General features: G+C 59.7%; 26 protein-coding genes. 11 read left to right on the top strand and 15 right to left on the bottom strand.

Going from position 1 to position 18,906, the window contains the following annotated elements; translation table 11 throughout:
* Positions 1–8 precede the first annotated feature (8 nt).
* From ACGKZZ_RS03435 to ACGKZZ_RS03445, 3 genes are all read right to left on the bottom strand, one after another.
* Positions 9–1,079: a 5-(carboxyamino)imidazole ribonucleotide synthase gene (locus ACGKZZ_RS03435; RefSeq protein ID WP_411222034.1), complete on the bottom strand. Its 1,071-nt coding sequence runs from the start codon at positions 1,077–1,079 to the stop codon at positions 9–11.
* Positions 1,076–1,576, bottom strand: a complete 501-nt coding sequence (gene purE / locus ACGKZZ_RS03440) for a 5-(carboxyamino)imidazole ribonucleotide mutase (RefSeq protein ID WP_411222035.1) — start codon at positions 1,574–1,576, stop codon at positions 1,076–1,078. The genes ACGKZZ_RS03435 and purE overlap by 4 nt, the downstream gene beginning before the upstream one ends.
* A gap of 62 nt (positions 1,577–1,638) precedes the next feature.
* Positions 1,639–1,863 (bottom strand): YdcH family protein, encoded by a 225-nt coding sequence (locus tag ACGKZZ_RS03445; RefSeq protein WP_411222036.1) that lies wholly within the window; start codon positions 1,861–1,863, stop codon positions 1,639–1,641.
* Positions 1,864–2,024: 161 nt separating this feature from the next.
* Here ACGKZZ_RS03445 and ACGKZZ_RS03450 point away from each other — a divergent pair, with 161 nt between their 5' ends.
* Positions 2,025–2,438, top strand: coding sequence for an Hsp20 family protein (locus ACGKZZ_RS03450; RefSeq protein ID WP_411222037.1), 414 nt, complete (start codon positions 2,025–2,027; stop codon positions 2,436–2,438).
* Positions 2,439–2,441: 3 nt separating this feature from the next.
* Positions 2,442–2,669, top strand: coding sequence for a DUF1150 family protein (locus ACGKZZ_RS03455; protein ID WP_411222038.1), 228 nt, complete (start codon positions 2,442–2,444; stop codon positions 2,667–2,669).
* 72 nt (positions 2,670–2,741) lie between these two features.
* Here ACGKZZ_RS03455 and gdhA read toward each other — a convergent pair whose 3' ends face one another.
* The 4 genes from gdhA to trxB form a co-directional block, all read right to left on the bottom strand.
* A complete protein-coding gene (gene gdhA, locus ACGKZZ_RS03460) occupies positions 2,742–4,082 on the bottom strand; it encodes an NADP-specific glutamate dehydrogenase (protein ID WP_411222039.1) in 1,341 nt (446 codons plus the stop codon).
* Between the two features lie 77 nt (positions 4,083–4,159).
* On the bottom strand, positions 4,160–4,282 hold the full coding sequence (locus ACGKZZ_RS03465) for a hypothetical protein (RefSeq protein WP_411222040.1): 123 nt from the start codon (positions 4,280–4,282) through the stop codon (positions 4,160–4,162).
* A 28-nt stretch (positions 4,283–4,310) separates the two neighbouring features.
* The gene (locus tag ACGKZZ_RS03470; RefSeq protein ID WP_411222041.1) at positions 4,311–6,026 is read right to left on the bottom strand and encodes a bifunctional sulfate adenylyltransferase/adenylylsulfate kinase; all 1,716 of its coding nucleotides are present in this window, start codon (positions 6,024–6,026) and stop codon (positions 4,311–4,313) included.
* Between the two features lie 197 nt (positions 6,027–6,223).
* Positions 6,224–7,228, bottom strand: coding sequence for a thioredoxin-disulfide reductase (trxB, locus tag ACGKZZ_RS03475; protein WP_411222042.1), 1,005 nt, complete (start codon positions 7,226–7,228; stop codon positions 6,224–6,226).
* Positions 7,229–7,436: 208 nt separating this feature from the next.
* Between trxB and ACGKZZ_RS03480 the strand changes: the two genes are divergently transcribed.
* On the top strand, positions 7,437–7,937 hold the full coding sequence (locus ACGKZZ_RS03480; RefSeq protein ID WP_411222043.1) for an Lrp/AsnC family transcriptional regulator: 501 nt from the start codon (positions 7,437–7,439) through the stop codon (positions 7,935–7,937).
* A gap of 6 nt (positions 7,938–7,943) precedes the next feature.
* Here ACGKZZ_RS03480 and ACGKZZ_RS03485 read toward each other — a convergent pair whose 3' ends face one another.
* From ACGKZZ_RS03485 to lgt, 5 genes are all read right to left on the bottom strand, one after another.
* Positions 7,944–8,723, bottom strand: a complete 780-nt coding sequence (locus tag ACGKZZ_RS03485; RefSeq protein ID WP_411222044.1) for a Hint domain-containing protein — start codon at positions 8,721–8,723, stop codon at positions 7,944–7,946.
* A 229-nt stretch (positions 8,724–8,952) separates the two neighbouring features.
* On the bottom strand, positions 8,953–9,105 hold the full coding sequence (locus ACGKZZ_RS03490) for a hypothetical protein (RefSeq protein WP_411222045.1): 153 nt from the start codon (positions 9,103–9,105) through the stop codon (positions 8,953–8,955).
* Between the two features lie 142 nt (positions 9,106–9,247).
* The gene (pgeF, locus tag ACGKZZ_RS03495) at positions 9,248–10,003 is read right to left on the bottom strand and encodes a peptidoglycan editing factor PgeF (RefSeq protein WP_411222046.1); all 756 of its coding nucleotides are present in this window, start codon (positions 10,001–10,003) and stop codon (positions 9,248–9,250) included.
* Complete coding sequence (locus ACGKZZ_RS03500; protein ID WP_411222047.1) at positions 10,000–11,076, bottom strand: class I SAM-dependent methyltransferase; 1,077 nt, start codon at positions 11,074–11,076, stop codon at positions 10,000–10,002. Before ACGKZZ_RS03500 ends, pgeF begins: the two co-directional genes overlap by 4 nt.
* Positions 11,073–11,957, bottom strand: a complete 885-nt coding sequence (gene lgt, locus ACGKZZ_RS03505) for a prolipoprotein diacylglyceryl transferase (protein ID WP_411222048.1) — start codon at positions 11,955–11,957, stop codon at positions 11,073–11,075. The genes ACGKZZ_RS03500 and lgt overlap by 4 nt, the downstream gene beginning before the upstream one ends.
* 94 nt (positions 11,958–12,051) lie before the next feature.
* Here lgt and ACGKZZ_RS03510 point away from each other — a divergent pair, with 94 nt between their 5' ends.
* The 5 genes from ACGKZZ_RS03510 to ACGKZZ_RS03530 all read left to right on the top strand — a co-directional run bounded on the left by ACGKZZ_RS03510 (position 12,052) and on the right by ACGKZZ_RS03530 (position 15,250).
* Positions 12,052–12,297 (top strand): accessory factor UbiK family protein, encoded by a 246-nt coding sequence (locus ACGKZZ_RS03510; protein WP_411222049.1) that lies wholly within the window; start codon positions 12,052–12,054, stop codon positions 12,295–12,297.
* 322 nt (positions 12,298–12,619) lie between these two features.
* Positions 12,620–13,120 (top strand): YbjN domain-containing protein, encoded by a 501-nt coding sequence (locus tag ACGKZZ_RS03515; protein WP_411222050.1) that lies wholly within the window; start codon positions 12,620–12,622, stop codon positions 13,118–13,120.
* 36 nt (positions 13,121–13,156) lie between these two features.
* Positions 13,157–13,972 (top strand): pyrroline-5-carboxylate reductase, encoded by an 816-nt coding sequence (proC, locus tag ACGKZZ_RS03520; protein WP_411222051.1) that lies wholly within the window; start codon positions 13,157–13,159, stop codon positions 13,970–13,972.
* Positions 13,965–14,303 (top strand): tRNA-binding protein, encoded by a 339-nt coding sequence (locus ACGKZZ_RS03525; protein WP_411222052.1) that lies wholly within the window; start codon positions 13,965–13,967, stop codon positions 14,301–14,303. Before proC ends, ACGKZZ_RS03525 begins: the two co-directional genes overlap by 8 nt.
* Positions 14,297–15,250: a 2-hydroxyacid dehydrogenase gene (locus tag ACGKZZ_RS03530; protein WP_411222053.1), complete on the top strand. Its 954-nt coding sequence runs from the start codon at positions 14,297–14,299 to the stop codon at positions 15,248–15,250. Before ACGKZZ_RS03525 ends, ACGKZZ_RS03530 begins: the two co-directional genes overlap by 7 nt.
* Here ACGKZZ_RS03530 and ACGKZZ_RS03535 read toward each other — a convergent pair.
* Positions 15,241–15,522, bottom strand: coding sequence for a hypothetical protein (locus tag ACGKZZ_RS03535; protein ID WP_411222054.1), 282 nt, complete (start codon positions 15,520–15,522; stop codon positions 15,241–15,243). The genes ACGKZZ_RS03530 and ACGKZZ_RS03535 overlap by 10 nt on opposite strands.
* A 123-nt stretch (positions 15,523–15,645) precedes the next feature.
* On the opposite strand from ACGKZZ_RS03535, the gene ACGKZZ_RS03540 reads away from it, so the two are divergent.
* A complete protein-coding gene (locus ACGKZZ_RS03540; RefSeq protein WP_411222055.1) occupies positions 15,646–16,764 on the top strand; it encodes a beta-ketoacyl-ACP synthase III in 1,119 nt (372 codons plus the stop codon).
* 54 nt (positions 16,765–16,818) lie between these two features.
* Here ACGKZZ_RS03540 and ACGKZZ_RS03545 read toward each other — a convergent pair whose 3' ends face one another.
* Together ACGKZZ_RS03545 and ACGKZZ_RS03550 are read right to left on the bottom strand one after the other, a co-directional pair.
* Positions 16,819–17,274: a PRC-barrel domain-containing protein gene (locus ACGKZZ_RS03545; RefSeq protein WP_411222056.1), complete on the bottom strand. Its 456-nt coding sequence runs from the start codon at positions 17,272–17,274 to the stop codon at positions 16,819–16,821.
* Between the two features lie 67 nt (positions 17,275–17,341).
* The gene (locus ACGKZZ_RS03550) at positions 17,342–17,935 is read right to left on the bottom strand and encodes a thymidine kinase (RefSeq protein ID WP_411222057.1); all 594 of its coding nucleotides are present in this window, start codon (positions 17,933–17,935) and stop codon (positions 17,342–17,344) included.
* A 236-nt stretch (positions 17,936–18,171) separates the two neighbouring features.
* Between ACGKZZ_RS03550 and ACGKZZ_RS03555 the strand changes: the two genes are divergently transcribed.
* Both ACGKZZ_RS03555 and ACGKZZ_RS03560 read left to right on the top strand, forming a co-directional pair.
* A complete protein-coding gene (locus tag ACGKZZ_RS03555; protein ID WP_411222058.1) occupies positions 18,172–18,522 on the top strand; it encodes a YigZ family protein in 351 nt (116 codons plus the stop codon).
* Positions 18,523–18,550: 28 nt separating this feature from the next.
* Positions 18,551–18,901, top strand: coding sequence for a diacylglycerol kinase (locus tag ACGKZZ_RS03560; RefSeq protein WP_411222059.1), 351 nt, complete (start codon positions 18,551–18,553; stop codon positions 18,899–18,901).
* The last annotated feature ends 5 nt before the right edge of the window (positions 18,902–18,906 follow it).

Genomic DNA, 18,906 nt, shown 5'->3' on the forward strand with positions numbered 1-18,906 from the left:
AGAGAAGGTCAGGCCCGGATGATGCGGTTAACGTGCCCCATCTTGCGGCCAGGTTTGGTTTCTGCCTTGCCATACAGATGGAGTGCGCAATCGGTGGATTGTGCGAGCTCAGGCACGCGGTCCATGTCGTTGCCGATCAGGTTTTCCATCACCACGTCAGAGTGGCGTTGCCCGTCCCCCAACGGCCAGCCGGTGATGGCGCGGATGTGCTGTTCGAATTGATCGACAACGCAGCCGTTTTGGGTCCAATGGCCGGAATTATGGACGCGCGGCGCGATTTCGTTCACGACCAACCCATCGGACGTCACGAAAAGCTCAACGCCCAGAACGCCGACATAGTTGAGCGCATTGGCGATTTTTGCCGCCATCAGAACCGCATCGGTGCGTTGAGCAGCCGTCAGGCGGGCTGGCACGGTTGTGCTGCGCAGGATGCCCTCGGAATGGACATTTTCGCCCGGATCGAAGGCCGCCACCGCACCGTCCAGGCTGCGCGCGGCGATCACTGAAACCTCGTGTGTGAAATCCACGAACCCTTCGATGATCGCCGGCGCGTTTTGAATCTCCTTCAGTGCGGCTGCGGCCTGATCGCGGGATGCGATGCGCGCCTGACCTTTGCCGTCATAGCCGAACCGGCGTGTCTTGAGGATGGCGGGAGCGCCGATCTCCGCCAGTGCTGCGTCAAGGCTGGCAGCATCGGTGACATCGGCGAATGGTGCTGTCTGGAGGCCGAGATTGCGCAGGAATTCCTTCTCGGTCAGGCGATCCTGACTGACCCTGAGCGCCTCGCGTCCGGGGTGGATCGGGGCTAGATCCTGCAACACGTCAAGCGCTTGGGTCGGGATATTCTCGAATTCGTAGGTGATGATGTCCACCGCATTGCCGAACGCGCGCAAGGCGGCTTCGTCGTCATAGGCCGCGGTTGTCACCTGATAGGCCACCTGTCCCGCGGGCGGGGCGGCGCTGGGATCGTAGATGTGGCATAGAAATCCCAAACGGCTTGCCGCGACCGACAGCATTCGGCCCAACTGTCCGCCGCCAATGATGCCGATGATGGAGCCTTGGGGCAGGGATGCTGTCATGGTGTGTCTTCGTTTGATGGGGTGTCAGGGATCGACGCTGAAAGATCCGCGCGCCACTGTTCGAGCCGTTGCGCCAGTCCCGCGTCCTGGAGCGCCAGGATACCGGCTGCCATCAGGCCCGCATTTGCGGCCCCGGCCGCGCCGATGGCCATGGTGGCGACCGGATAACCGCGTGGCATCTGTAGGATCGAATAAAGACTGTCGACACCGGACAAGGCGCGCGTCTGGATCGGCACTCCGATGACCGGCACACGGGTTTTTGAGGCCATCATGCCCGGCAGATGCGCCGCACCGCCTGCGCCGGCGATGATAACCTGCAAACCGCGCTCCACCGCTGTTTTGCCATATTCCCAAAGCCGGTCCGGCGTGCGATGGGCCGAGACGATCCGGGCGTCGTAAAGCACATCGAGTGCGGTCAGAATATCGGCGGCTTCCTTCATCGTGGGCCAATCCGATTGGCTGCCCATGATCAGGCCCACCTTGATCCTATCCGACATCGCAGTGTTGCCCGTATTTGATTCAGGAGCGCGCACTATAACCGGATCAGAGGCGGGGGCAATCAGGCAATGATATCGGGAAGCAGGCGGTCCTCAATCTGTGCGATCCTGTCCTTGAGAGCCAGCTTTTTCTTCTTCAGCCGTTGCAACGTGAGTTGATCGGCCGTGCCGATCTGCTGCATCGCGCGGATCGCATCATCAAGATCGCGGTGCTCGCGGCGGAATACCTCCAACTCGACCCTGAGCACGTCATCCGTTTTCATCGACAGGTCACTGGGGGCATTCATATTGTTTTTGTTCTCAAAAGTTGCAGCAAACCACAAGATAACCTCAAAGAGCGATTCCGCAAAGCCCTTGCTTTGCCCTCAAGGCCTCCCCATATTTCCATCAGAGCGGTCGCCAAAACGGGGCCGCACCACACTGTCGCTTTACGCATAAGGACGTGTCGATGACGAAATTGACCTTGGGATCCTATCCCCATCTGCTTGGTTTCGAGCAACTTGAACGCTTGTTGGAACGCACCGCAAAGTCGGGCAATGACGGCTATCCGCCGTTCAACATCGAGCAAACCTCTGACGCTTCGTACCGGATCACGCTGGCAGTGGCAGGCTTTCGGGAACAAGATCTCAGCATAACCGTTGAGGACAGACAGCTTGTGATCCGCGGTCGCCAACAAGACGATTGCGATGAGCGGATTTTCCTGCACCGGGGCATTGCCGCACGGCAGTTTCAACGCAGTTTCGTGCTGGCGGATGGCGTCGAAGTCGGCGAGGCCATCATGGAAAACGGGTTGCTGCACGTCGATCTGACTCTGTCTCGTCCCGAGACTGTGGTTCAGACAATCCAGATCAGGAAAGGTTAGACGATGAACACACCATATGACTTCAAGGATGACGACCAGTCCAATCTGGTCTACGTGCGCTCGGTCGCTGTTGCGGATCTGCCGGAGGATGTGCAGGACGAGGTTGGCAACCAAACGACGATTTATGCCGTACACCGCGCCGATGGTGAGCGTCTGGCGCTGGTGAAGGATCGCAAGCTGGCTTTCATGCTGGCCCGGCAAAACGATCTCGCGCCAGTCACAGTCCACTGAACGCGGGAATTTGACGTTGAACGGCGCGCCGGATTTGCCGACGCGCCGTTTTTTTTGCGGCTATAGGCTTTGCTAGATAACGCCAAGCGCGCGCATTGCCTCGGCGACACGGATGAACCCACCGATATTGGCACCGGCGACATAGTTTCCGGGCATGCCGTAATCTTCAGCGGTTTCGGCACAGCGGTCGTGGATCGAGTACATGATCGTTTCCAGCCGCTGTTCGGTCTGGGCAAAGGTCCAACTGTCGCGTGACGCATTTTGCTGCATTTCCAAGGCGCTGGTGGCAACGCCACCCGCATTGCTAGCCTTGCCCGGAGCATAAAGCACGTCGGCTTCGCGGAACTTGCGCTGTGCATCCGGTGTGCAGGGCATGTTCGCGCCTTCGGCAAGGGCGATCATCCCGTTCTTGATCAAGGTGCTTGCAGCCTTGCCGTCCAGTTCGTTCTGGGTCGCACATGGCAGGGCGATGTCACAGGGTACGTCCCAGATGCTGCCGCCTTTGACAAAGCGCGATTTGCCGGCGCGCTCGTCGGCATAGGACGAGATGCGATCGCGGCGCACTTCCTTGATGTCCTTGACCAACGCCAGATCGATTCCGTCGTCATCGACAACATAGCCGTCGGAATCCGAACAGGCGACCACGATGGCGCCCATCGATTGAAGTTTTTCGATGGCATAGACAGCGACGTTGCCTGATCCGGATACGACGACGCGGCGGCCCTCCATCAGCTTGCTGCTGGCTTCCAGCATGCGTTTGAGGAAGAACACCGTGCCATAACCGGTGGCTTCGGTCCGCACGCGGCTGCCGCCCCATCGCAGGCCCTTGCCGGTCAAGACACCGGATTCATAGCGGTTGGTGATGCGTTTATACTGGCCGAACATGAAGCCAATTTCGCGCTGACCGACACCGATATCGCCCGCAGGTACGTCGGTGTATTCCCCGATATGGCGATAAAGCTCGGTCATGAACGATTGGCAGAAGCGCATGACCTCGCCTTCTGAACGCCCCCGGGGATCGAAGTCGGAGCCGCCCTTGCCGCCGCCGATGGGAAGGCCCGTCAGCGCGTTCTTGAAGATCTGCTCGAAGCCCAGGAACTTCACGATGCTGATATTCACGCTTGGGTGGAACCGTAAACCGCCCTTGTAAGGACCAAGCGCCGAGTTGAATTCGACGCGGAAGCCACGGTTCATCCGGACTTTTCCGTTGTCATCAATCCACGGCACTCGGAAGATGATCTGACGTTCGGGTTCGCAAATCCGTTCGAGCAGGGAATCCTTGGCATAGTCGGGATTGCGCGCAATCACCGGCCCCAGGGTTTCGAGTACCTCGCGTGCGGCTTGGTGGAACTCCATTTCGCCAGCGTTGCGGCGTTCGATTTCGGCCAGAACAGGCTCTAGCTTTTCGTCCATCAAGGACCCTCGCATTTTTATTATTCAGAAGCGCCGTCTTTTAGGCCGCTTGCGGCGTGATGAGCAAGGGCACCCGTTCAGTGAACCGTCGCGGCATGGTGATGCACCTGCCGCGACGGGCGCGATATAGTCGATATCAGTTCCAGATTGTCCTCGTAACGCCCGAAGTCCGCTTCGAGTTGGGCATAGGTCTGGTTCATACCGCCGGCGTACTGGCGCGAACCAGGTCTATTGGCCGGCGATCAATCCAAGGGATTCCAGTTTCAGGATCACCTGATGGGCGCAATTGTCCACATCGACATTCTCGGTCTCGACCCGCAATTCGGGTGTCTGAGGCTCGTCATAGGGATCGGAGATGCCGGTGAACTCCTTGATCTTTCCCTCACGCGCCAGCTTGTAGAGACCCTTGCGATCGCGGCTTTCGCAGACCTCCAGACTGGTCGCCACATGCACCTCGATGAAGGCGCCAAACGCCTCGATATCCTCGCGCACGGCCCGGCGGGTGGTGGCGTAGGGGGCGATCGGTGCACAAATGGCGATGCCGCCGTTCTTGGTGATCTCGGACGCGACATAGCCGATGCGGCGGATGTTCAGGTCGCGGTGTTCCTTTGAAAAGCCCAGCTCCGAACTGAGGTTCTTGCGCACGATATCGCCGTCCAGAAGCGTCACCGGACGTCCGCCCATCTCCATCAGCTTGACCATCAGCGCGTTGGCAATGGTCGATTTTCCCGACCCCGAAAGCCCGGTGAAGAACACTGTAAATCCCTGTTGCGAACGTGGCGGGCGCGTCTTGCGCAACTCTGTCACGACTTCGGGGAAGCTGAACCATTCGGGGATGTCCAGCCCTTCGGACAGGCGGCGGCGCAGTTCGGTGCCGGAGATGTTGAGGATGGTCACATCGTCCTTGTCCGCGATCTCGTCCATCGGCTCATACTGCGCGCGTTCCTGCACATAGACCATGTGTTTGAAATCGACCATCTCGATGCCGATCTCGGTCTCATGCTCGCGGAACAGATCCTGGGCATCGTAAGGACCGTAGAAATCCTCTCCGGCGCTGTTCTTGCCCGGCCCAGCATGATCGCGGCCGACGATGAAATGGGTGCAGCCGTGGTTCTTGCGGATCAGCCCGTGCCACACCGCCTCGCGTGGACCAGCCATCCGCATCGCGAGGTTCAACAAACTCATCGTGGTGGTGGATTGCGGATACTTGTCGAGCACAGCCTCGTAGCAACGCACGCGGGTGAAGTGATCCACATCTCCCGGCTTGGTCATGCCCACAACGGGGTGGATCAACAGGTTTGCCTGGGATTCCTTGGCAGCTCGGAAGGTCAATTCCTGATGCGCGCGGTGCAGTGGGTTGCGGGTCTGGAAAGCCACGACCTTGCGCCAGCCGAGTTTGCGAAAGTAGGCGCGCAACTCGTTCGGTGTGTCGCGACGGGCGCGGAAATCGTAATGTACGGGCTGCTGAATGCCGGTTACAGGGCCACCCAGATAGACCGGGCCAGCGGTGTTGTGCAGGTAGTTCACCGCTGGATGCGCATCGTCATCGGCGCCGAATACCTGTTCCGCCTCGCGCGCCTTGTCGGGTGTCCAGCGGTCGGTGACGGTCATGGTCCCGAGGATCACGCCTTCCTGATCGCGCAACGCGATGTCCTGGCCGATCTCGATGCTGTCCGCGAAAGCCTCGGAGACATCGAGCGTGATCGGCATTGGCCAGAGCGTGCCATCGGCCAGGCGCATGGTCTTTACGACGCTGTCGTAATCCTCCTCGCTCAGGAACCCTTTCAGCGGGTTGAACCCGCCATTCATCAAAAGCTCCAGATCGCAAATCTGGCGCGGCGTCAGATCATGGCTGATCAGATCACCTGCTTCCTGTTTCAACTTCTGGGCGCTGTCATACGAGACGAAGAGTTCGGGGATCGGGGCAAGGTTTTGGGGATACATAAATCTGCTCGGACTGAAGGATTTTCGCGGGGATTACGCTTGGTCAGGAAAGGTGTCCAGTGACAAGCCGCCCCAATGGTCAAATCCCGCGCAAGTGCGGGATTTGTGCACAGGGTCGATACGCGTGGGTTGTCAGTGGCGTCGGGGCTTGATCTGCCAACACGCTCGACCATGCCCATAGAGACTAGGCTTGTGCGTCACGCACCCTCTTTCACGGGCGCCCCATAGCCCAGCGGTTCGGACACGTCCTTGCCGGAATCGTCGCCAACCTCCGCCAAAAACCGCTCCGCTTCCAACGCGGCCATGCAGCCCATGCCGGCGCTGGTCACGGCTTGGCGATACTTGTGATCGGTTAGATCGCCAGCTACAAACACGCCCGGAATCGAGGTTTCGGTGCTGTCGGGCTTCGTCACCACATAGCCGCCCATATGGGTTTCAAGCTTGTCCTTGACCAGTTCGTTGGCGGGCGCGTGACCGATGGCGATGAAGACGCCCTTGCAGGGAATGTCGGTAATTTCTCCGGTGTCGACATGCCTGACCTTCACACCCTCGACCCCCTTGGGCATATCCGATCCGTACACTTCGTCCAGTTGGTGATGCCAGAGCGTTTCGATCTTGGGGTTCTTGAACAGGCGATCCTGCAAAATCTTTTCGGCGCGCAATTCGTCGCGGCGGTGAACCAATGTCACCTTCGAGGCGAAGTTCGTCAGGAACAGCGCTTCCTCGACCGCGGTGTTGCCGCCGCCGATTACCACGATCTCCTGCCCGCGATAGAAGAATCCGTCGCAGGTGGCGCAGGCCGAGACGCCGAAGCCCTTGAACGCCTCTTCCGAGGGCAGACCAAGCCATTTGGCGCGCGCGCCGGTGGCGAGGATGACTGCGTCAGCAGTATAAACCGTGCCGCTGTCGGACTGTGCTGTAAAGGGGCGGTTGTCCAGATCCAGCGACGTGATGATATCGCCAACGATCTCGCAACCGACGGAACGTGCGTGTGCCTCCATCCGCACCATCAGGTCCGGGCCTTGCACCTCGGTGTCGCCAGGCCAGTTCTCCACTTCGGTGGTGGTCGTCAACTGGCCCCCCGGCTCCATCCCCTGAACGAGGATCGGCTCCAGCATGGCGCGGCTGGCGTAGACCCCGGCGGTATATCCGGCAGGGCCGGATCCGATGATCAGAACCTTTGTGTGGCGTGTGTTGGACATGGGTGCAGCCTCGCATCGTGACAGGTTTGAAGGGCGTTGATCCTCCATATAAGCGTGCCATCTCCGGTTCGCAAACGCATGCGGCTTGGATGGGCTGTGCCTGGCATCGCGACCTTTTTCATTAATATTGTTGCGCGGTCTTGAAACATAATTGCGCGTGCCTGCGCGAGTGTTATAACAATGGCAAATTAACAAAGGTGCCGCGAAAATGCCGTCACATCGGTTGGATCCAATTGACCGTAAAATACTGGCCGAGCTTCAGGCTGATGGTCGCATGACCAATGTCGAGCTTGCACGCCGCGTCGGGATTTCGGCGCCACCATGTCTGCGCCGTGTGCGCACGCTCGAAGAGCAGGGCTTCATTCGCGGCTATCACGCCGATGTCGATCCGCGTGAATTGGGGTTCGAGGTGCAGGTTTTCGCAATGGTGGGCCTGCAAACCCAGGCCGAAGCGGATTTGCGGGCGTTCGAGGAACTGTGCCGGGGCTGGCCGCTGGTGCGCGAGTGTCACATGCTCAACGGCGAGGTGGACTTCATCCTCAAATGCGTGGCGCCCGATCTGAGCACGTTCCAGAGCTTTCTGACCAGTGATTTGCTGACCTCGGCCAATGTTGGGAGCGTGAAAACTTCACTTGTGATCCGGGGAGCAAAGGATGAACCGGGCGTCCCGTTCGATGTGCTCGAAGCGCGATTGGCCGATCCGAATTAGGCTGGATCAGGCGGCGCGCAACGTGTCGATGACATCGCGTGAGGAGCGCGGAAGCGCGAGACCGCCAAAGCCGTCAAGATCAGTCACGTGCTCGAACATCTTGAGCAGCATCGCGCGCGCTGGCGCTCCGATCTCTGTCTCCGACACACGGCCGGGATGGTAGCTTTCCAGCTCGTGACCATTGGCACGCAGGATTCCATGGCGGCGCAGCGCAAGATGGTAAAGCCGGACGGCACCGGGCGGAGTGATACGCAAGATGCGATCCCCGTCGACATACTCCGAGGCTGGCGCCAAAACTGCATCGCAATTCAACAGCTCGGCAAATTTTTCCTGGCGGATGACCAACCGTGCGGCTGGCCCCAGCAGCAGATCTCCCTGATCCAACCCATCGCCCGGCAGCCGCAAGAGATGCGTCAGCGACGTCGAACCGCTGGCAGAGTTTGGCAGATAGCTGGTGCTGCCCTTCCACAAAAGCGGCTCGGGGCCGCGATGTGTTTGCACCAGATCTCCGGGAATCAAATCCTCGACCGGGATCGGCCCCATCACGGTGGAGATTAGTGTCCCTTGCGCAAACGCGGAGGCGCATGTCTCGAAGGTCGGAGTGGCAGGCACGGTAAAGCTGGATTCGGAAACCGAGCGATCCGGAAGATAGGCGGCAGCCTCGATGGTGCGGGTGAGAGATGGATCGCGTCGAGGCTGCCCGTCGAACGTGGCAACTTGGTCTTTGGAAACCGCATAGGCGTTATAGTCTTCGCCGGAGGGCGTGACGGTCGGGGTCAGAGCCATGTGATCACCTTTCGGTTCGGTCACATCCGCGTTGGCCCCCACCAACAACACCAGAAGGACGGTGCGATTTGTTGATCCTAGATTGGCCGCATTACGAACGATTCGTCAAAATCCAACGAAAATTGGCCGCAACATGCGGCCAATCGGGACGAGTTCTGGAAATTGTCGATGATGGACCAACAGTCAGGCCACAATCATTGCCGAGCTTCAATGGCCGTGCCGTCCAACCTCAGGCGCGCTTGCGCTCGGGCTGCTGCGCGGCCTCGGCCTTGATACGGGCGAACATCGCTTTTCGTGCTGCACCGCGTTGGAAGGGCAGGGTGGGCAACTCTTCTTTCGAGGCTGAGACGACGGATGCGATGAATTTCGATTTGCGCGACATGGGACTGCTCCGGTGTTTGGTCTTGTTGTTTTGTTAACTCTAATAAGCCCCTGCAATGGGGCGCGTTTGTGACCAAACGGGGACAATCCCGGTGTATTCCTGTGATTGATTTGGGCAAAAGGGCGCTGCGGCTGGGAGCCCGTCAAAGCCTGATCGTTGCGATCAAGCGCCCGTAATCCGCCTCGCGCGCATGTGTTGCGCGACGGTACGAGAAGAAGCGTTCGGCGTCTGAATAGGTGCAATGACGTGTCCATTCGGCCTGCACGCCCGCGGCGCGGAGGCGGAACAGCCCAAAGCCCGGCAGATCAAAGTGATACCTGTCGTTTTCTCCATTGACGAAGAAGCGCGCGTAACCGGGATCTTCGGCCAGGAAATCATCAAGAAACTCGGCGCCAACCTCGTACGCCTTTTGGCTGATGCTCGGCCCGATCACGGCGGCGATATTCTCGTGTGTGGCCCCGAGATCGACCATCGCCTCGACCGTCGCCTCAAGCACCCCGTCCAAAGCACCGCGCCATCCCGCATGGGCAGCGCCGATCACTCCGGCTTGCGTATCGGCTAACAGCACCGGCTGGCAATCTGCGGTCAGAATGCCCAAAGCCATGCCTGGCGTATTCGTGACCATCGCATCGGCCTTGGGGCGCGGATCGTCGACGGACGACTCAACCACATGCACGGTGGCGGAATGGGTTTGATGCACGGTGACAAGGTTTTCGATGGGCACCTGCATCGCCTCTGCCACCCGCGCGCGGTTGATTGCCACGATCTCGCGTTGATCCGACGATCCGGTACCGCAGTTCAACCCGGCAAAAACCCCAGAAGATGCACCGCCTCGCCGGGTAAAGAACCCGTGGCGGAGCGGGCTGAGACTGTCGGACGTGATGATTTCCAGCGTCATGGTTCCAGTCCGGGTGGCGGCGATTCACCGTGCGGGTAGAGCCCCAGCACTTTGAATAGGGAACCCATTTCTTTGGGGTGGGTCAACCGTCGATGTGCCGCGATATGACTCTCCAGAGCCGAGGCGCTCAGACCTTGTGCGAGCCCCTGCGCACGTGCCGTAATGCCGAGCCGCTCCAGGAACTCGCCTTGCTTGCACAATGCACTCACCTCACAGCCGAGCGACCTTGCAGCCTTGGCAAGTGGTTCGAAATCCACATGTGCTGTCAGGTCTGCTTTTCCGGGGCGGGCAAACGGATCGACCGGCTTGTGCTCAGCGACCGCCTGAAAGGTATCGCCGTGCGACCGCCATCCGCCATAATCGATGACGAGAGCGAGTCCACCCTGCGCCGCGATCCGCCATGCCAGCGCCTCTATGATCGCTGTTCCATGTGCGCAGGTCTCGACCAATGCGCCTGGCTCTGTGTCGTCCAGCCGGTGGTCGAGCGCGGCAATTGGCACCGCATCGCTTAGCCCGCGCTGCAATGCGCCTTCCCTTGACAGCCCGATCATGACTTCGCGCCAGCCCGCCGCGTCGCGTTGGAATTGCCTGATCGGCAGCGCATCGAAAAATTCATTGGCAATGGCGAAAAGCGGTCGGTCTTCCGGTAGCGACTCGACCGTGTCATGCCACTTTGGGCCGTGCGCCTTGAGCGCTTTGGCCTGAATGTCCCGCAGGCGCGGCGATGCCTCTACCAGATGGAGTTCCATCGCGTCGTGAAACCCGGGCACCCGACGGGTTGCCCGCAGCACATCCACCATCAACGTTCCCCGTCCGGGGCCAAGCTCCGCCAGCGAGAAAGGCTTGGGCGCGCCTTGGTCCATCCACGCTTGGGCCAGACACAGCCCGATCAATTCGCCAAACATCTGGCTGATCTCGGGCGCGGTTGTGAAATCGCCCTGCGCGCCGAACGCGTCTTGGGTGGTGTAATACCCGTGTTCGGGGTGCAGCAAACAGGCCGACATATATTGCGCGACGGTCAGCGGCCCTGTCGCGCTGATCTGGCGTCTTAGAATATCGGCCAGCGCGGTCATGGTCGCCGCGCGGTTGCCCAGAGATAGGCGCCGATCGCGATCATTGGAAGCGACAGAAGCTGACCCATGGTCAGACCGTATCCGCCGACATCCCATGCCAGTCCCAAGGGGTTTTCCGATCCAACGAATTGCGCATCCGGCTGGCGCACAAATTCCACCAGAAACCGAGCCAGGCCGTAACCGGCGATGAACAGCCCGACAATCTTGCCCGGCGCTTTCAACGCCCCGCGCCGGAACGCTAGCCACAGCAGCACGGACCCGAGCAGCAATCCCTCCAACGCGGCCTCATAGAGCTGCGATGGATGGCGCGCGCAGAGCTCGCCGACCGCCTGACCGCAGCTTTGTGCCGCCGGACCCGGAAAGATCACGCCCCAGGGCAGATCGGTCGGACGCCCCCAAAGCTCTGCATTGATGAAGTTCGCGATCCGCCCCAGCAACAACCCCGGTGGCGTCGCCAACGCCATCATGTCCGCGGCTGGCCGCAGCGGAATGTTTGCGCGCAGGCAATAAACCAGCGCCGCGACGATCACGCCGATCAGTCCGCCGTGAAATGACATGCCCCCCTGCCAGACAGCCAGAATCTCGGCCGGGTTCGCAAGGTAATAGGCGGGCTGGTAGAACAGAACAAATCCCAGTCTCCCGCCCAGAATGATGCCCAGGATCACCCAGGTCAGCAGTTCTTCGACCTGTTCGGGGCGCATCGGCGGCGTGCTGTCGGGCCATAATGCGGCGCGCCGCACCGCCGCCACCGCGATCCGCCAGCCGATCAGGATGCCCGCGATATAAGCAAGCGCGTACCAGCGCAGGGCAAAGTCGATCCCGAAAAGCGAGATCGAAAACAGCTCTGGCGAGATGTCGGGGAAGGGCAAACCACTGCTCATGCGCGCTACCTGCCCCGCGTTTCACGGCGAAGTCAACCTTGTGCACATGCGCCCGGCTGCCCATATAAGGCGTCAGTCTAGACCGGAGAGATCAATGCAGACCCGCAACAAAGTATTCGAAGACATCTCGCAGTTGCTGACCAACGCGATGGGTGTGGCTCAGGGCGCGAAAGATGAAGCTGAGACAGCTATGAAATCCATGATGGATCGCTGGCTCGCCGACCGCGACTTCGTCACCCGCGAGGAGTTCGATGCCGTGCGCGCGATGGCGCAAAAGGCACGCGAGGAAAACGAGGCGCTCAAGGCGCGGCTTGATATGTTGGATAACCCGAAGAAATAAGGTTGCTCCGACCCGATGGGGGCTTTGCCCCCAAACCCCCAAGGTATTTGGGGCCCAAAGAAGCCGAAATCCGTCTGCGAGGACGGGGTGTGGCTGGATCGTTCGTGATCAATTGACGCCAGCGTGGGACGATACGCCCGCGCTTTGGCGGTAACTTCTCCACAACTTATTGGCTTCGCCACCGAATTAACGCTTTACGCAGGGCCGTTGCGAAGGCACCCTATGTTGTAGGGGGCCAACGAGAATACGCAGTCCCTAGAGCAGGCACCGAGTGGTTGAGGCCAAAAGGTCCACACCGCTACAGGCAACAGGAGGCGGCGTCATGGCCCTGTCCGAGCACTATCTTGAGGATGATATCCACCCGATCGACCTTGTGGAACACATCGCGGCACATCACGACTGGGAGTTCGACAGGATCGGCGACGACCAGATCGCAATGGCGGTGGAGGGTCAGTGGCGGACCTATTCGATCACGCTGGCCTGGTCGCAATTCGATGAATCCTTGCGCCTTATCTGCACGTTCGACATGGAACCGCCGCCAGATCGTCTGCCGGTTCTGCACGAGACCCTGAATGCCGTGAACGATCAATGCTGGGCGGGGGCCTTCACCTATTGGGCCGAGGCCAAGCTGATGGTGTACCGCTACGGGCTGGTGTTGGCAGGCGGAAACGTGGCGAGTGCCGACCAGATCGACAAGATGATCAACTGCGCCGTGACGAGCGCCGAGCGGTATTACCCGGCGTTTCAACTGGTCGTCTGGGGCAATCGCACTCCCAAAGACGCGCTTCAGGTCGCCATTGCAGAGGCATACGGGCACGCGTAACACTTGGTCCTGACGCACTAAACCGTGGGGACCGCAATGAGCATTTCAGACATTTCCAAACGGGGCCTTGTCCTGTTGGGCTGTGGCAAGATGGGATCGGCCATGCTGGAGGGCTGGCTCGACGGGGGTCTTTCGCCAGATGCGGTCTGGGTCAATGATCCGGCTCCGTCGGAGTGGGTTCAGGCGCAGGGTGTTCACCTCAACCGAGAATTGCCCGAAGCGCCTGCCATCGTTCTGGTTGCCGTCAAACCGCAAATGATGCGCGACGCCTTGCCGTCGTTGGCCCGGCTTGGAAATGGCAGCACGTTGTTCCTGTCGATCGCTGCTGGCACCACCATTGCCATCTTCGAGGACATGCTGGGTTCAAACACCCCGATCATCCGTTCGATCCCCAACACGCCGGCCGCCATCAAGCAGGGTATCACCGCGTTGATCGGCAATGCTGCGGTCGCCGAGACGCACATGCAAAGCGCCGAAACCCTGCTGTCCGCCATTGGTCAGACGGTTCGTCTGGAGACCGAAGACCAGATGGACGCCGTGACCGGGTTGAGCGGCTCCGGCCCGGCCTATGTGTTTCACATGATCGAATGTCTCGCCAAGGCGGGTGAGGCGCAGGGGCTTTCCCCGGCTCTTGCCATGACCCTGGCCAAAGCCACCGTGGCGGGGGCGGGGGCTTTGGCGATGCAATCCAATGAGACCCCAAGCCAGTTGCGCGTCAATGTGACCAGCCCGAACGGGACGACGCAGGCGGGACTTGATGTGTTGATGGATCACGAAACAGGTCTGCCACCGCTCATAGTTCGGACTGTCGATGCGGCAACGAAACGGTCAAAGGAGCTTGCCAATGGCTGAAATCTCTTACGATGACTTCGTGAAAGTCGAGATCCGCGTCGGGACTGTGACGCGCGCCGAGCCGTTTCCCGAGGCACGCAAGCCTGCGATCAAGCTTTGGGTCGATTATGGCGGGACAATCGGGATCAAGAAGTCTTCGGCCCAGATTACCGCGCATTACGATCCTGAAGCGCTTGTGGGCAAAAAAGTCATGGGCGTCGTCAATTTCCCACCGCGCCAGATCGGTCCGTTCATGTCCGAGGTCCTGGTGCTTGGATTCGCGGACGCAAATGGCGACATTGTTCTGGCAGTGCCGGATCAGCCCGTCGAAAATGGAGCGCAACTATGCTGAAACTGTTGATCACACGACCCTTGCCCGACCGGGTGATTGCAAAGGCGCGCGGCTTTTTTGACACCACGGTGCGCGAAAAAACAACGCCTCTCTCCAGAGAGGAGTTGGTGGCCAGTCTGAAAGACTATGATCTCGTGCTGCCCACCTTGGGCGATATGTACAGCGCCGAGGTGTTCGAGGCTGTGTCCGATCCGCGTGCACGCGCGATCGCCAATTTCGGCGTCGGTTATAATCATATCGACACGCAGGCCGCGAATAACGCCGGTATTCCTGTCAGCAACACGCCGGGAGCCGTCACTGATGCGACCGCCGATATTGCGGTGATGCTGATGCTGATGACGAGCCGTCGCGCCGCCGAAGGCGAGCGCATGGTGCGATCGCAAAGCTGGGGCGGGTGGCACCCGACGCAACTGCTGGGCCTGCACATGTCCGGAAAGACGCTTGGGATTGTCGGAATGGGGCGCATCGGGCAGGCCGTGGCACATCGCGCGCATCATGGGTTCGGGATGACGATCAAGTATTTCAACAGATCACCGAAAACCGTCGACATCCCCGCCGAGCAGATCGACAGCTTGTCCGGTTTGGCAGGGCAGGTCGACATCATGGTCATCGCCGTCCCCGGTGGCAATGCCACGCATCATCTGATCAATGCAGAGATCCTGAGCGCAATGCAGCCGCATGCGCATCTTGTGAATATCGCTCGCGGGGACATTGTCAAAGAGGCCGATCTGATCGAGGCGCTGGAAAACGGCAAAATCGCTGGCGCAGGGCTCGATGTTTACGAATTCGAACCGAAAGTGCCGCAAGCACTGATCGACATGGAGAATGTCACGTTGCTGCCCCATCTTGGGACTGCGGCGCTGGATGTGCGTGAAAACATGGGGTTCATGGCACTCGATAACGTGATTGCTGCGTCCGAAAGGAAACCGCTGCCCAATCAGGTGTGATCGTCCGTTTCGCCAGACTGGCGGTTGCTGCTGTCCGGCTTGTAGACACTACGTTTGTGGCCGGATTTTGTGTGAGTGGACCATTCGGGGCCGCGTTCCTTGATGCGCCGGGCTACGATCAGCGCGCTGGGCCATGCCATCAACCAACCGATCAGGGCCACACCGCCCAACACCCACCAGCTGTCGTAGCCCATGGAAAAGGCAGCCACGACCAGCGCGCCTGAGATCAGCGCGCCACTCAACAACGTCAAAATAACCGATAATCGGTTCATGTATCTTCCCTCTTCATATGTCAAAACGCGCAGGTTCGACCGAGGGTTCCGAAAGCCTCGGCGTGCCCTTGACGTCGTGCGGGACTTGCCGTTTTCTCGAACAAGCCCCCAAGGAGCCGATTTATGATCCAGCCCGCCATCACCGGAAGCGGTGTGTTCACGCCGCAAAGCGTCATCACCAACGATGAACTCGTGGCGGCTTTCAACGCCTACGCGGACAAGACCAATGCCGAAAACGCCGACGCGATTGCGGTGGGCGATACCGAAGCCATCGCACATTCCAGTAGCGACTTTATCGTCAGCGCCTCGGGGATCGAGCAGCGATATGTGATGAACAAGAGCGGTGTCCTTGACCCGGACCGGATGTATCCGGACCTGCCACCGCGCGCCGACGATGTGCCGTCGATCATGGCAGAGATGGCGGTCGATGCGATTTCTAAAGCGCTGGCGAAGGCTGGGCGCGGAGGAGCGGAGGTCGACCTAGTAATCTGCGCCGCATCGAATCTTGAACGCGCCTACCCGGCGGTGGCGGTCGAGATCCAGAGCCTGATTGGCGCGGGTGGATTTGCCTTTGACATGAATGTCGCATGCTCCTCGGCCACCTTCGGAATTCAGGCCGCCGCCGACATGGTGCGCGCAGGGTCCGTCAAATGCGCAATCGTGGTCAATCCCGAGATTTGCTCGGCACATCTGGAATGGCGCGATCGCGATTGTCACTTTATCTTCGGAGACGTGGCCACCGCGGTCGTGATCGAGCCTGCGATTAACGCCAATGGCGCGCACTTCATCATCCACGGCACGCGCTGTGCAACCGAATTTTCAAATAACATCCGCAATAACAACGGCTTCTTGCGGCGAGCACATGACCAGATGGAAGACCGCCGCGACATGCAATTCATGCAAAACGGTCGCAAGGTGTTCAAGGAAGTTCTTCCGATGGTGTCGGGTCATATCACCGGTCATCTGAAGGACGAGGGCTGGAGCGCCGACAGTCTGACGCGGGTCTGGCTGCATCAGGCCAACAAGACAATGAATGATTTCATCGGCAAGAAAGTCCTCGGGCGTAGTCCTGAGCCGGGTGAACAGCCCAACATCCTACAGGATTATGCAAACACGTCCTCGGCCGGGTCGATCATCGCGTTTTCAAAGCACTCGGACGATATGGCATCCGGCGAGCGTGGCGTGATCTGCTCCTTCGGTGCTGGCTACTCCGTCGGATCGGTGCTGGTAGAACGCGCCTGAGCCAAAAAAAAGAGGGCCGAAACGGCCCTCTTTCAGGAGTTCATACTGTCTGGATCAGTCCCAGAAGCCTTCGTCGACAGATTCGAGCGCTTCAAGCTGCTCTTCGTTCATTCGGGTCACGAAACCATAGGTTTTGTCATCCACCGCGACGAGGTTCACGTCATCCACCGCAATCAGCACGTGCTTGTCGCCAATGTCGAGGAAGCCGCCGATTTCACCGACGATACCAATCATCTGGCCGGACCGGTTCAGCACGATGTCTTCGATTTCGCCAATCTCGTTCCAGTCAGCGCCGACCGCGTCATAGCCGGTGTCGGAATCCCACCCTTCGTCATCGGCTTCGTTGGTCGTGTAGATTTTCCCGCCTGTGATGTCGCGTGTGCGGATCAGATCACCCTTCAGGCCTGGCATCGACATGCTGGCGTCGCCCATCATGCCGGTGTGGGATTCTGCCCATGCGCCGGTGGTTGCCATGGTAAGGGCGAGCGCGCTTGCAAATAGCTTAGTCATTTAAATCTCCTCGGTTGCGTTTCATCTGCCTACACAACGGGTGACCCTTGGCGCGGTTCCAAAAAAACTAGCCAAATCGCTCATCAGCATTCACAGCGGCGCGCCAATGCCGGCGACACAGGCTCACATAGGTCTCGTTGCCACCGATCTGGACCTGTGCGCCCTCGGTCAGCACGGTGCCGTCATCGTCCTGTCGGACCACCATCGTGGCCTTTCGCCCGCAATGGCAGATCGTGCGCACCTCTCGCAACGTGTCAGCCAGCGCCAGCAGGGTGGCAGAGCCCGGAAACAACTGTCCCTGAAAGTCCACGCGCAAGCCATAGGCCATGACCGGCACGCCAAGATCATCAGCCACCCGCGCCAGTTGCCACACTTGATCGGGCGTCAGGAACTGGGCTTCGTCGATGAAGATGCAGGCGAATTTGTCTTGCGCCAGAAGTGTCTTGATCCGTGCGAAGAGGTCGTCATTTGGCGAAAACGTATCCGCTTCGCGTGCAAATCCGATCCGCGATCCGATCTGCCCCTTGCCGGCACGATCGTCAAACGCCGCAGTCATGCGATAGACTGACATTCCCCGCTCTTCATAGTTATGCGCGGCCTGCAACAGCAAGGTGGATTTGCCCGCATTCATCGTCGAGTAATGAAAATACAATTTTGCCATGACGGCGGTGTGCCGCAAGCGGCGTTGCCTCGCAAGACCGGTTGCCGCTCTACCGATGCGTTTGTGCCCTGTGTCGCGGACAAGTCGCCTCTGGCGCCTTGGGATGCTTGCATTAAACTTGGACAAAGGGAAAATCGGAAAGGCCCGATCGCCAGAATCCGGCGCAGCAGAGGTAAGACAAATGCCGACATCTGTCCGGTATCAGACATATATTCCAAAACCCCGGTCAGGCGCTGATGCAACGGTTTGAAGGCGTCATCTCCGATCGCGGCTCGAAATACGCGGTCAGCGGTGGCCCCGCCAGCGGCCGCGAGGCCGCGCTTGAATTCCTCAAAACGCTCAAGCGTACCAAGAAATATGCCAAGGCGACGCACAACACCTGGGCCGTGATCTTTTCCGACGGCACACCGCTCAAGAACGATGACGGCGAAGGCGGGGCAGGGCAGTTGATCCTGCAAATGCTTGAGCGCGAGGGACTTACCGATCACATCGTCGTCGTCACCCGCTGGTATGGCGGCAAACATCTGGGCGGCGACCGGTTTCGCCACGTGCAGGATTGCGTGCGACACTATCTCGACAATGCCTGAAGTTAGGGCACTTCATAAGGACCACGACATGATCGTCTTTTTTACCCGTCTGAAAGCGCGCACCATCTGGTCGTGGGACGGCTGCGTCGAAACATGGCGCACCGAATACAGCTTTCGCTCATGGGTTTGGGCCAACCTCGTCTCTGCCGCGCTGGCGCTGGTCCTGCCGCTCGCCCCGGTCGAGCGTGCGCTGATCCTCGTTCTGGGTCTTCTGGTGCTGGCGGCTGAACTGTTCAACACGGCAATCGAGAACGCTGTCGATCATAGCTCGACCGAAATCCATCCGCTCGCCAAACGCGCCAAGGACGCGGGCAGCGCCGGTGTCGCGGTCGCGGCGTTTGCGGCGGGCGTGGCGTGGCTGGTGATCCTGATCGGCTGATCGCG

The organism is Marivita sp. S2033 (assembly GCF_046592965.1).
GTDB lineage: Bacteria > Pseudomonadota > Alphaproteobacteria > Rhodobacterales > Rhodobacteraceae > Marivita.